At 27.5% G+C, this 14,021-nt stretch carries 9 protein-coding genes and 2 pseudogenes; 4 read left to right on the top strand and 7 right to left on the bottom strand.

From position 1 onward, the window contains the following. From CRU95_RS15580 to CRU95_RS15565, 4 genes and pseudogenes are all read left to right on the top strand, one after another. A pseudogene (locus tag CRU95_RS15580) lies at positions 1–136 on the top strand (thioredoxin-disulfide reductase); the annotation flags it as partial. A gap of 165 nt (positions 137–301) precedes the next feature. Further along, the gene (locus CRU95_RS15575; protein ID WP_129102039.1) at positions 302–1,708 is read left to right on the top strand and encodes a DASS family sodium-coupled anion symporter; all 1,407 of its coding nucleotides are present in this window, start codon (positions 302–304) and stop codon (positions 1,706–1,708) included. A gap of 130 nt (positions 1,709–1,838) precedes the next feature. Continuing rightward, a complete protein-coding gene (locus CRU95_RS15570; RefSeq protein ID WP_164969813.1) occupies positions 1,839–3,944 on the top strand; it encodes an ABC transporter substrate binding protein in 2,106 nt (701 codons plus the stop codon). After that, the gene (locus tag CRU95_RS15565) at positions 3,944–4,600 is read left to right on the top strand and encodes a response regulator transcription factor (RefSeq protein WP_129102037.1); all 657 of its coding nucleotides are present in this window, start codon (positions 3,944–3,946) and stop codon (positions 4,598–4,600) included. The genes CRU95_RS15570 and CRU95_RS15565 overlap by 1 nt, the downstream gene beginning before the upstream one ends. A 2-nt stretch (positions 4,601–4,602) precedes the next feature. Here CRU95_RS15565 and CRU95_RS15560 read toward each other — a convergent pair whose 3' ends face one another. The 7 genes and pseudogenes from CRU95_RS15560 to frdB all read right to left on the bottom strand — a co-directional run. Continuing rightward, positions 4,603–5,265, bottom strand: a complete 663-nt coding sequence (locus tag CRU95_RS15560; RefSeq protein WP_129102036.1) for a response regulator transcription factor — start codon at positions 5,263–5,265, stop codon at positions 4,603–4,605. After that, positions 5,262–7,469, bottom strand: a complete 2,208-nt coding sequence (locus CRU95_RS15555) for an ABC transporter substrate binding protein (protein ID WP_129102035.1) — start codon at positions 7,467–7,469, stop codon at positions 5,262–5,264. The genes CRU95_RS15560 and CRU95_RS15555 overlap by 4 nt, the downstream gene beginning before the upstream one ends. A gap of 76 nt (positions 7,470–7,545) precedes the next feature. Then, entirely contained in the window at positions 7,546–8,595 is a 1,050-nt protein-coding gene (locus CRU95_RS15550) for a type II asparaginase (protein WP_129102034.1), read from the bottom strand. An 81-nt stretch (positions 8,596–8,676) separates the two neighbouring features. Then, the gene (locus CRU95_RS15545) at positions 8,677–9,978 is read right to left on the bottom strand and encodes an anaerobic C4-dicarboxylate transporter (RefSeq protein WP_129102033.1); all 1,302 of its coding nucleotides are present in this window, start codon (positions 9,976–9,978) and stop codon (positions 8,677–8,679) included. 33 nt (positions 9,979–10,011) lie between these two features. After that, positions 10,012–11,415 carry an aspartate ammonia-lyase gene (aspA, locus tag CRU95_RS15540; protein ID WP_129102040.1) on the bottom strand — a complete coding sequence of 468 codons (1,404 nt, stop codon included), beginning with the start codon at positions 11,413–11,415 and terminating at the stop codon, positions 10,012–10,014. Positions 11,416–11,694: 279 nt separating this feature from the next. Next, complete coding sequence (locus CRU95_RS15535) at positions 11,695–13,827, bottom strand: methyl-accepting chemotaxis protein (protein ID WP_129102032.1); 2,133 nt, start codon at positions 13,825–13,827, stop codon at positions 11,695–11,697. 68 nt (positions 13,828–13,895) lie between these two features. Beyond that, a pseudogene (frdB, locus tag CRU95_RS15530) lies at positions 13,896–14,021 on the bottom strand (fumarate reductase iron-sulfur subunit); the annotation flags it as partial.

The raw sequence follows: 14,021 nt of genomic DNA, 5'->3' as shown, positions 1-14,021 counted from the left end.
AGATTTAAAGATGAGAACAAATGTACCAGGATTATATGCAGCAGGTGATGTAAGAATAGATGCAGCGAAACAAGTAGTATGTGCAGCAGCTGATGGTGCTACTGCTGCTGTTAATATTATTGAATATGTTGGTTAAAATAAGTATTTATATATTAAATGACTCTCAAAAGGAGATAAAGTAGACTTTCTTTATCTTCTTTCTTCCTTAAATTATAAAATTAAAGAAATAAATTCAAAAATGTCACACTAATGCCATATCAAACATATATCATTTCATAAATAACGAAATGAAAGGTTTATTATGAGCAATAATATGAAAATGGCACTTCCAATTTTAGTCGCAATTATTGTCGCACTTCTTCCTACACCTGAAGGCTTAGCAGTAGATGCACAATATTTCTTTGCAGTATTTTTAGGGGTAATTGTTGGTTTAATTTTAGAACCAATTCCACCTGCACTAATAGGTTTAGTGGGTGTTGCTTTTTCTGCAACATTTGGATTAGTTGGTGATAGTGCAAAAGCTTCAGCAAAATGGGCTTTAAGTGGTTTCTCTAATGGGGTTATATGGTTAATTTTTGCAGCATTTATGTTTGCTCTTGGTTACAAAAAATCAGGACTTGGTAAAAGAATCGCATTGATTTTGGTTAAAAAATTAGGTAAAACTACTTTAGGATTAGGATATGCAGTAGCATTTGCAGATGGAATCCTTGCTCCTTTTATGCCTTCAAATACGGCAAGAAGTGCAGGAACAATTTTCCCTATTGCTATTAATATTCCACAAATGTTTGATTCATTGCCAGACCATGAACCAAGAAAAATAGGATCATATATTTCTTGGGTAGCTATTGCAGCAACTTGTGTGACAAGTTCTATGTTCTTAACAGCACTTGCACCAAATTTACTTGCAGTTTCACTTGTTGAAAAAAATATTGGTGTTTCAATTAGTTGGGGTAGTTGGTTTGGTACTTTAGCAGTTATTATGATTCCATTGTTTTTACTTGTGCCATATCTTGCTTATATAGTATATCCACCAGAACAAAAAGTATCACCAGAAGCTCCAACATGGGCAGCTAAACAACTTAAAGAAATGGGTTCTATTACTAAAAAAGAAATCACAATGTTATGTTTAGGTATGTTAGCTCTTGCAATGTGGATTTTTGGAAGTACAATTGGTGTAAATAGTACAGTTGCAGCTATTGCAGTACTTTGTTTACTTGTATTATTCGATGTAATTAATTGGGAAGATGTTATTACTAATAAAGCAGCAATAAATGTATTTATTTGGTTTGCAACACTTGTAGCTATGGCTTCTGGTCTTAAAGAAGTTGGTTATTTAAAATGGGCATCTGGATTAATTTCTACTTGGTTAGTTGGAATGGATCCAATAATGATTGGAGTTGTACTATTAGTATTATTCTTCTTATTCCATTACTTATTTGCAAGTGTTACAGCTCACACAGTAGCATTATTACCACTATTTTTAGGAATAGCAGCAAATTTAGTTCCAGTTGAAATGCTTCAACCACTAGCTATTCTTTTTGTAGGGTCATTAGGTCTTATGGGTATTATCACTCCATATGGAACAGGTCCATCACCTATTTGGTATGGAGCTGGATATATATCACAAGCTACTTGGTGGAAATTAGGTTTTATTTTTGGAGCTATATATTTAGGAGCTTTAGTTGCTCTTGGATTTGTAATCCTATAAAACAGTTATCTTTAAAAATGGTGTCACACTTTGGCACCATTTTTTAGAAATTTTGACTATAATTTCTACTATGAAAAAACTTCTAATATTTTTAGTCTTCCAGACATTCCTTTTCGCAAATAGTTCGATATTGATAATTAATTCATATCACAAAGGTTATGAATTTAGTGATAGCATTATAAATGGTATTGAAAAAGTCATATATCCCCATTCAAATATTGATGTAAATATTTTGTACATGGATTCTAAAAGAGTTACTTCAAAAGAGTATTACGAAAGTCTAGAAAAGCTTTATCGAGTGCAATTAAAAAATAGAAAGTATGATTTAATAATTGCAGTTGATAGATTTGCTTATGATTTTGTATTGAGTATTTATAAAGAGTTTTTTAAAAATGAACCAATTCTTGCCGTTGGAATAGAAAATTTTTCTGTTAAAAAAGCAGAACATTATGGCGTAAAAGATAAAGTATCAGCTCTTTTAGAAAAAAGAGATTTAAAAGGTAATGTAGACATTATAAGAACGATTTTTCCAAGTATTAGAAAATTATATATTATAAATGACAAAAGTCCAAATGCACAACATACTGAACCACTTATTGAAAAGTTAATAAAGGACTTTAACAATAAGTTTGACATTGAATATATAATTGAAGATAATTTAGAAATTCTGAAAAAGAAATTTTCTAAAAAAGAAGAAAATAGTGCGGCACTTTTTATAAGGTTTTATAAAAATAAAGATGGAAAACTATATAAAAACCAAGAGATAGCAGATTTTATAAAAAATGCACAAATACCTATTTTTGTAACAGATTCTATTTTTATAAAAAAAGGTGCAACTGGTGGTAAAGTAATTGATTTAAATGATTTTGGTAGACTATCAGGGGAAATGGCCTTAGATATATTAAATAAAAAATCTCATAAGATAATTACTTATAAAGATTTAACTTATATATTTGATTCTCAAAAATTAAGTGAGTTTTATCTTCCTGTTGACGGCTTATCAATTCCTTACAAATTAATTAACAAAAGACCTACCTTTTATGAAAGACATAGGGGATTTATAAATTTTGTATTTACAATTTCACCTTTTTTGCTTTTTTTAATATTAGGACTTGTTCATAATATTTATATGAGAAAACAAGTTGAAAAAGACTTAAGAAGAAGAATTGACTTTGATGAAGCACTTTTAAATGCAATTGAAAGTCCAATATTTTGGCAAGATTTTAAGGGAGTAGTTGTTGATTCCAATAAAACTTTCTGCAATCTTTTAGGTGTGAACTGTAATGATTTATATGGAAAAAAACTTGAAGATTTTAATGAAATTAAAAATGTTCAGAAAATTATAAAAGCAATAGATAATTATAATTTAAACATAGAAGAAAATAATGAATTTAATTTTATTGATAGTAAAAGAAAAAAGAAAATTTTTCTTATAAAACAAGAAAGATTTAAAGATGAAAAAACAAAATCTGAAGGTTTTGTTACTATTTTTACAGATATTACAAAAGAAAGAGAAGTAGCTATAGAAAAACAAAAAAATAGACAATTTATTATACAGCAAAGTAAATTAGCTGAAATAGGTGAAGTCTTTTCTTCAATTGCACACCAATGGAAATCTCCTCTTGTAGAAATAACAGCAATTGCACAAGAACTTTTTTATACAAAAAAATGTGAGCAAGTAAAAGAAGACGATAGTTTTGTAAAAGATATTATGAATCAAGTATCATATATGACAAATACTATAAATGAGTTTCAAAAATTTATTATGCCCTCTAATAAAAAGGTTGAGTTTAATATAAAAGAAGCTGTTGAAAGAATGCTTGAAATAATACATCACAATATTAAGTATAATAGTATTAATATAAATTTGGATATAAGAGAAAATACAAACTTAAATGTATATGGCTATAAAAATGAGTTTATGCAATCATTTCTAAATATTGTAAATAATGCAAAAGATGCTCTTTTAAATAATGATTATAAAAATAGAAAAATACAAATAAAAGTTTTTAATGAAGATAAAAAGTTAATTATAACAATAAAAGATAATGCGGGTGGAATAAATGCTAAAAGTATGGATAAGATTTTTGGAGCATATTACACAACAAAAGAAGATGGACATGGTATTGGATTGTATATGACAAAAGTGATCATTGAAGATAAAATGAATGGTCAAGTCTCTGTTGAAAATATAGATGGTGGTGCTATGTTTACTATAAAACTGGAACAAAATTGATGAAAATATTAGTATTAGAAGATAATGAAAGACTTAGCAATGTGATAAAACAAGCCTTAGTTAGTGAAAACTATAAAGTTGATTGCTTTTATGATGGCGAGGAAGCTGCTGAAGCTTTAGGTAATGGTTATTCTTGCTTTATTTTAGACATAAATGTTCCAAATTTAGATGGGATATCAGTATTAGAATATATTAGATTTAATCATGCAAAAACACCTGTTATTATTATAAGTTCTAATCATGATTTGGAAAAAATACAAAAATCATATGAAGGTGGATGCAATGATTATTTAAAAAAACCATTTTATATATTTGAACTTGTTCAAAAAGTAAAAAAACTCTGTTCTCTTCCTAAAATGTTTTTAAAATTTAGTGAAGATTGTAAATATGACTTTATAAATCGTCGATTATTTAAAAATGAAATTGAACATGAACTTACAAAAAAAGAGATACTTTTTTTGGAATTATTTTCAAATAATTTACATCGTGTCGTAACCTATGAAGAGCTTGAAGAATATGTATGGGAGGGCGAAGAAACAACCCTCGTAAATATAAGATCAATGATAAAAAGGTTGAGAAAGAAACTCCCTGAAAACAGTATAATTATTATTAAAGGAATAGGATATTCTTTAAGTAAAGCAGTTTTTATTTCATAAAATTATTGTTGTTCTGGAATTTGACTTGCATCTATTGAGTATCCAATTCCTTTTACAATTTTGATAGCTTTTTCTGGAATTTTTCTTCTAATTCTTTTTACAAGTGCACGAACATTCATAAGGGATGTTTCTTCGCCCTCCCATACATAGTCTTCAATTTCATTAAAACTAAAAACTCTATGAATATCTTTAGCAAGTAACTCTAAAAAAAGAATCTCTTTTTTTGCTAATTGAATTTCTTCTTCATCTTTAACTAAAAAATGTTTATTATAATCAAAAATATAACCATTGCCCAAATCTAACAATGTAGATTTAACTTGACAAAGTTTTTGTACTTTTTGAATAAGCTCATACATGAAAAAAGGTTTTTTTAAATAATCATCACACCCAATTTCATATGACTTTTGAATCTTTTCTAAATCATGGTTAGAACTTATTATTATTGCTGGTACTTCGCTATGATACATTCTTATGGATTCCAAAATTGTAATTCCATCTATTGTTGGAACATTAATATCTAGAATAAAACAGGAATAACCATTTGTAATCATTTCTAAAGCTTCTGCTCCATCATAAGTAGTATCAACTTGATACCCACTTTTACTTAATGCTTGTTTTATTAAACTGCATAATCTTTCATTATCTTCTAAAACTAGTATTTTCATTTTTTTAACTCCAGTATAATGCTAAATTTTGCACCACCACTTACATTCTCAACCGTGATTTGACCATCCATTTTATCTTCAATAATTAATTTTGCCATATATAGTCCAATACCATGTCCATCTTTTTTTGTAGTAAAATATGGTTCAAATAGTTGATTGATGTATTTAAGAGGAACGCCACCACCATTATCTATTATATCTATTTGAATATTATTGTGAATATTTTTTATGTTTATAAATATTTCCCCTTGTGTAATTTTGCCTTTAGATTTTTGTTTTATAATAGAGTCTTTTGCGTTATTAACAATATTTAATAAAGTTTGCATTAGTTCATTTTTATACCCAAAAATTATTAAATTAGTTTCTGGTTCCACATTTATTTTTACATTAACATAATTATATTTCATGTTATGACGAATTATTTCTAACATATCTTCAACTGATTCGTTTATATCAAATACAATTTTTTGGGTTGATGGCATTATAAACTCTTGAAAGCTATTAATTGTATCTGTCATATATTTAACTTGGACCATAATATCACTTGCATAAGTGTTATTTACTTCGTCAAAATCATTGTTATTATCATAATAAAGTCTTTCTTGTGCAATTGTTGCAATTTCAATAAGTGGTGTTTTCCATTGATGTGCAATTGAAGAAAACACTTCTCCTATTTCTGCTAATTTGCTTTGTTGAATAGCAAATTCTTGATGTTTTCTTTTTTCTTCAACAGCTTGTTTTTCTTTTGTGATATCAGTAAAAACAGTAACTATCCCTTTTGTTTTAAAAATATTTTCTGTATAGTTTGTTTGATCGATTAGATATGTATGCTCTTTATCATCATCTCCTTTGATTACCATATGATTACCCTCTACCGTATTATTTATAAATGGTTTTAGTATTTTAAAAATAGGTTCTGTATTATGTTCTTGAAAATAATCTTTTAATTTTTTACCTTTTTCTTTTGGAGATGGAAAATTCATAAAATCACAAAATCTTGAATTAGAATCAACTACTTTACCCTTTTCATCTTGCCAAACAATTGGAGCTTTTATTGCATCTAATAAAACTTTATCAAACTCCATTCTTTGTTTAAGAAGTTTTGTACTTTTTATTCTAAGATAAAGGTTATGAATGAGTCCTAAAATTAAAAATAGTAAGAAAGGAGACATTAAAAAAACAAAATCAACAAATTGTCTATTTCTATCTAAAAAATCTTTTGGATAGTTTACATATTTATAATCAATTTTTAAAATATCTGGATGAAGATTAAACTTTTTGATTTTTTCAAAATCGAAAATATATTCAAATTTATCTGCTGTTCGAATAGTAGGGGTAGTAATGGTATTATTTAAAATTCCTAAAATATCTTCTCCTGATTTAATTCCTACTTCTTTTACTGGAACTAATTTTCCACCTGTTGATCCTTTTTTTATAAAAAGTGTATCTGTTGAAAAAACTGGAATTTTACTAGAATTTATCATTTGAGAAATTTCGTTATTAGTATATAATTTTCCATATTTATCATTGTAAAATCGAATAAAAAAGACTGCTTCATTTGGAGTATATTTGGAAAATTTTTCTTTTAAATCATCTAATGTTGAGCTTCTTATATATTGAACTTCAAATTTATCATTTAAATTATATATTTCATTTTGAATAAAAGGATCAGAGTCATCTCCATTTTCACTTTTATCATTTATAATATAAAGTTTTTTTAGATTTGGTATTAATTTATGTATTATTTCTAAGGTATCACTAATTGCTCTTTTTTCAAGCAATCCAGAGACTTTTGATTGTAAATTATATTTTTTTACTTCATCTTGAGAGAACTGTTCGAGTCCTATGAAAAATATAGGTTCATCTGTAAATAGTTCATTATAATTTTGTAAAATAAATTCATATGAAAATTTATCAATTGCAACAATTAAATCATATTTGCTTTTTGAAAGTTGTAACTTATAAAGATCTTTTAGTTTTCTGTAATACTTTGAGGATGTAATTCTTTTTGAGTCCATGTATAAAACTGTAGAATTAACTTTTTTATCATTTAAAGCCGATTCTATTCCATTTAATACATCATCACTCCATTGAAATCCTCTATGATATGAATTAATAATGAGTATATTTTTATTGTTACTTGCAAAAAGATTAATATTTAATAATGTAAGGCTTATTAAAAATAAAAAAACTTTTAATTTCATGGTACTATTTCCTTATTTTAAGCAAGGGATATTATCTAAATATATAAAAAAGAGGAATTAAATTCCTCTTTTTATATTAATATTTAAAGTACATATCCTGTAATTCTTTTTTGTCATGGGTTTTTGTAAGACCTAACATTAATAAAATTCTTGCTTTTTGTGCATTTAAATTATCTGTTACAATAAATCCATATTTTTGATCGTCAACTTCACCATGTAGATTTGTTCTACCACTTCCAACTCTTGAAGTTCTAGCAACAACAACATTTTCTTTAACTGCTTGTGCTAATTCATCTTGAGTTGTTGGATATGGATTTCCATTTCCCATACCTGCATATATGATACCTTTTGCTCCTGCTTTAACTGATGCTTTTACAAAAACATCATTTCCACCAGCATGACCATATACAATATCTACTCTTGGTAAAAAGTTGATTTTTTCAATATCAAATTCTGTATCAAATGTATTTTTTCTTGTACTAGTCATATAATAATGTACATCACCATAATAAACAGTACCAATTCTTCCAGTGTTTGGAGATGCAAATGCATTTACCATAGAAGTATTTACTTTTGTAACTTCTCTTGCACTATGAATTTCATCATTCATTACAACAACAACACCTTTTTTATATGTGTCTTTATTTACTGCTACACTAACTGCATTAAATAGATTCATTGGTCCATCAGCACTCATAGATGAACCAGATCTCATAGCCCCAACAACAACGATAGGTTTTTTACTTTTTACAGTTAAATCAAGAAAGTATGAAGTTGCTTCCATTGTATCTGTACCATGTGTAATAATCACACCATCAATATCATCTTTTTTAAGTAATTCGTTTACTCTTTTTGCTAATTTTAACCAAACTTTAAAGTTCATTTCTTGTGAACCAATATTAGAAATTTGTTCACCTTTAATATTTGCCATTTTTTTGATTGAAGGAACTGCTGCTATTAATTTATCAATAGTAACTGAACCTGCTGAATATTCACTTTTAATAGCAGAATCACCTGCTCCTGCTATAGTTCCACCAGTAGCTAATATTACAATATTAGGTTTAGCTAAAAGTACCGATGTTCCAATAAATGCAAATAGTGCAACTGTTCTTAATAACTTTGTCATTTTGTTCTCCTTATATAAATTTAAATTAGATTAAAACTTTCGTGTAAGTTTGACCTTACACGAAGTCCATAAATTTTTTAATTAGAGTACCATTCCTGATACGATGAATCCAAATACAACACTTAATGCAATTGCTAAGACACCAGGAACAATAAATGGGTGATTGAATACTAGTTTTCCAATTCGTGTAGAACCTGTATCATCCATCTCAACTGCTGCTAATAATGTAGGATAAGTTGGTAATACAAATAATGCACTAACTGCAGCAAATGATGCAATTGCAGTACCAGGATCAACACCTAAAGCTAAGGCAGCAGGCATTAAAGCTTTTGTAGTTGCACCTTGTGAATATAAAAGCATACTTGCAAAGAACAATGTAACTGCTAACATCCAAGGATATTGACTTAATAATGTACTTGCAAAACCTTTGATTTCATCGATATGAGCACCAACAAAAGTTGTACCTAACCAAGCAACTCCTAATACACAAATACAAGCACTCATCCCTGATTTAAAAGTAGATGCACTAATAATTTTACCAGAGTCAATTTTTGTAAATAATACAATCAATGTTGCACAAGCTAACATAAATACCATAATTGCTTCATTTCTTGGCAATGTTGGATTCGTAATGATTCCAACTTTATCACTAATTAATGTTGCATAAGTCACAACTGAGAAGATAGTCATACAAAAAATTGCAACAGAAAGTTTTGCACCTTCTTTAATTTCTACTTTTGTTTCACCTCTTAGTTTTACTAAGCCTTTTTTCATTCTTTCTTGATAAACAGAATCATCTTTTAAATCTTTTCCCAAAAAGTTACTTACGAAAGCTGTAATCATACATGCAGCAAATGTTGTTGGAATTACAATTGCTAATAACTCAATATATCCAACACCAAGAGGTTCTAAAATTCCACTAAAAAATACAACGGCAGCAGAAATTGGAGATGCAGTGATTGCAATCTGAGAAGCAACAACTGCTACTCCTAATGGTCTTGATGGTCTAATCCCTTGTTCTTTTGCAACTTCTGCAATAACAGGCAAAGTTGAATATGCTGTGTGCCCTGTACCTGCAAGTAATGTCATAAAATATGTAACAGCTGGTGCTAAATATGTAATATGTTTAGGGTTTTTTCTTAAAACTTTTTCCGCAATACTAACCATATAATCAAGTCCACCAGCAACTTGCATCGCAGCAATTGCTGCGATAACTGACATTATAATTAGGATAACATCAATAGGAATACTTCCTGGTGTAAGACCAAAAAATAAACATAATACAAGTACCCCTAATCCACCTGCATAACCAATCCCAATACCGCCCATTCTAGCACCTAAAAATATAGATCCTAATACAACTGCTATTTCTAAAACTAACATAATGTCTCCTTTTGTTATTTAGATATTTTTTTATTAACTATTAATACATCTTGGTTTAATCATATTTTTTGGTTCAATAATTTCTTCTAATTGATCTTTTGTTAATAATTCTCTTTCTAGAATAATTTCATATACAGATTTCCCTGTATCCAATGCTTCTTTTGCAACAATTGTTGAGTTTTCATAACCAATATATGGATTTAATGCAGTTACTAACCCAATACTATTTAAAACTAAAGTTCTACAGTGTTCTTCATTTGCTGTAATACCATCAATACATTTTGTAGTTAATGTTTGAAAAGCTTTTATCATCATATTCATTGAATTAAATAAGTTAAATGCAATTACTGGTTCAAATACATTTAATTGTAATTGTCCACCTTCACTTGCCATTGTAATAGTAACATCTGCACCAATTACTTGGAAAGCTACTTGATTTACAACTTCAGGAATAACAGGATTAACTTTACCTGGCATAATTGATGAACCCGGTTGCATTGGTGGTAGATTAATTTCGTTAAATCCAGTTCTTGGACCTGAACTTAATAATCTTAAGTCATTACAAATTTTAGAAATTTTAGTCGCAACTCTTTTTAATACACCAGAAATTTGTACATAAGCACCTGTATCTTGTGTAGCTTCAATTAAATCTTTTGCTGTAACAAAAGGTCTTCCTGTAACTTCTTGTAATCTTTGTTCAACTTCATGTGCATAATCAGGATGAGAACAAATACCTGTTCCAATTGCTGTTGCTCCTAGGTTCATCTCTCTTACTAATTGTTGAGATTCAATCAATCTTTGTATATCTTCAGCAATCATTGTTTCATATGAATGAAATTCTTGACCTAATGTCATAGGAACAGCATCTTGTAATTGTGTTCTTCCCATTTTAATTACATCTTTAAATTCAATTGCTTTTTTTGCAAAAGAATTTTGCATTATTTTCATTGCATCTGTTAATTCATAAATTTTTTCAAATAATGCAATTCTAAATGCTGTTGGATATGAATCATTTGTTGATTGTGATTTATTTACATCATTATTTGGGTGTAGATATTGATATTCACCTTTTTTGTGACCAAGTAATTCTAATGCTCTATTTGCAATAACTTCATTTGCATTCATATTAACAGAAGTACCAGCTCCACCTTGAATCATATCAACAACAAACTGATCATGTAATGCTCCTCCCATAATTTCATCGCAGGCTTCACAAATTGCATTTTTTTTATGTTCATCTAATAAATTTAAATTAAAGTTAGCAAGTGCAGTAGCTTTTTTTACTTTTGCTAACGATACGATAAATGTAGGAAATTGTGATAAAGTCACACCAGTAATATTAAAGTTCTCTTGAGCTCTTTTAGTTTGCACTCCATAATATACTTCATCAGAGATTTCTCTTTCTCCAAGTAAATCATGTTCCAATCTTGTTTTCATTTTTGTTGTCATTTTATTTCCTTTTATTATTATTAGAAACTTAACTTTAAAAATTAATATTTCTTTTTAATATTGAAATTGTAATCCTCTAAAATGAACTAAAAGTTATGTTTTTAATAAATTCTAGTAAATTAGTTATATTTATAAGAGAAAACTATTTTTATTATAAGAATAATAGAGGTTAAAAATCTAAAATATTATTTTGGAGTGTTTGTATAGAGATATTGGTATTAATTAATAGTTAAGTTATAAAAGAAAAATTCCTTTATAACTTAAGAGTTATTTATCGATATCTTCGATAAATCTTTTTTCATTTACAGAGTTCAAAATCGTTTTAGCAATGTTTGCTGTGTAAATAGCTATATCCTGTGTTTTTGAAGCTACAGAAGCATTGTTTTGTGTTTGTTGGTCTAACTTATTAACTACATCATTAATTTGTTCTATGCTTACTCTTTGTTCGTGAGATGATTCAGAAATATTTTGAATCATTTTTTCTGCTTTATCAAGATTTTCTTTTAAACTGATATATCCAATAATCATATCATCAGTAGTTTTTTTACCATCATTTGCTTTAATAGTTGCATTTTCAACTAAATCTTTTATTTCTTTAGCTGCCTCTGCACTTCGTGAGGCTAAGTTTCTTACTTCTTGTGCAACAACTGCAAAACCTTTTCCTGATTCTCCAGCGGTAGCTGCTTCAACAGCTGCATTTAAAGAAAGTATATTTGTTTGAAAAGCAATTTGATCGATTAATTTGATAGCTTCTGAAATAGACTTAGTTTGATCATTGATTTGATTCATTGATTTTACACTTGAGTTTGCAAGTTCATGACCTAAATTGATTGACTTAGATAGCTCATCAGAATATTTAACCATTGTTGATATACTTTGAGTATTGTTAATTATTGTAGATGTAATTTCTTCTAAAGCTGCTGCTGTTTCTTCTAATGACACTGCTGTATTATTAGAAGATTTATTTAGTATTTCAACATTTTCGAGTAACTCTTCAGAACTTTTATTTAAGGATAAACCATTAAATTTATTTTCTTGTAACATTTTATTAATAATATTACTCAAGTCATTTAAACCTAAAGATATATTACCAGTAGGATTTTTAATATTATCTGTAAAATCTAATTTTGAATATTTTTTTAATGATTCCAAAATACAATTAATATCTTTATCGACATTTATACTTATTGTTTTAATCATTTCATTAAAAATCTCTTTTAATTCATTTAAAGATTTATTAGAGGTATTGTTTTCAACAAAAACATCCAATTTACCTGCATTAATTATTTTTACAACATCTTTTACATTGTTTATAAAATTTCTATCTTTTTCTAAATTATTTTCAATTAGTTCCATCTCTTGGTTGATTATACTAGCCATATTCCCAAATTCATCATTAGTAGTAATATTTAATTTTGTTATGTTAGTTACTTCTCCTTTTAAGTAATTAAAAAAATTCAATAATCCATTTTCAAGAACTTTTAAAGGCTTTAGTATTTTTATTAAAGATATAAATAAAAAGAGAAGAATAGCTATTAAAAGTACAAGATAAAGAATTATTTCATATGTTATATTTTTATTGATTTGTTTAAAAATTGATTCTTTGTCTAATTCAACTACTAAGTACCAAGAAACAACAGGAATTTTACTGTAAGCCAGAATTTTTTTTGTATCATTTGCTAATACTTCACCAAAATTATTATCTGATTTTGTTTTTATTTGTTTAAACAAAATATTTTCTTTATTTAAAAGTTTTCTATTTTTATGAATTAAAGTTTTTCCATTTTCTCCTATTAAATATGCAAAGCCTTCATTTCCCATTTTTAGATTTAAAATAGTATCAACTACTGTGTCTAAAAATATATCTGCACCAACGATTCCAATAGTTATTCCTTCTTTTTTTAAAGGAGCAAAAACTGTTATTATTAACCGTTTTGTTGTATTATCAATAAAGGGCTCAGTTATTCCAGCTTTATTAACTTCTATAGCTTTCTTGTACCATGGTCTAAGCCTTGCATCATAATTTGTATTTACAATATTTTTTAATATACCATTAGATTTAATTAAATCTCCATTTTCTTCTAAGCCCACATAAGTGCTTGCAAAATCACCTGCTTTTTCACCTAATAATAATTTACTAACTAAAACTTTATTTGAGATATCTAAATTTTCACTTGTTATTCCATCTGTAGTAGCTTGAATAATTTTGATTTTGGATTCTAAATAATTATTTATAAATTTAGATGTTTCTTGTGAGATATCAAGTTCTTTTTGTTTTACTAAGTTATATTCTGAGGTATATTTATTTCGTGTATTGTAAAAACCAAGGATTAAGAAGGAACAAGAGATACTAACTAAAACTAGTAGCAACAATTTAGATTTTATGTTATTAATTTTCATTTTTTTTCCTTAAGAATACAAAGATTTAAGACTCTTTGTATTCATATTATTTAAGAGAAATATCTTTCTTAAGAACCTTTAACAGTAGCTAATTTTCTTCTCATGTAAGCGATTTTAGTTTGAAGAGGTAAGTGTTTAGGACAAGTATCTTCACAACCAAGAAGAGTCATACAACCAAATATACCATTATCATC

Origin of the sequence: Arcobacter sp. F2176 (genome assembly GCF_004116465.1) — a bacterium.
GTDB classification, from domain to species: Bacteria; Campylobacterota; Campylobacteria; order Campylobacterales; family Arcobacteraceae; genus Arcobacter; species Arcobacter siniprincipis.
Note: the sequence above shows the minus strand (reverse complement) of the source record. Positions and strands in the feature narration are given on the sequence as shown.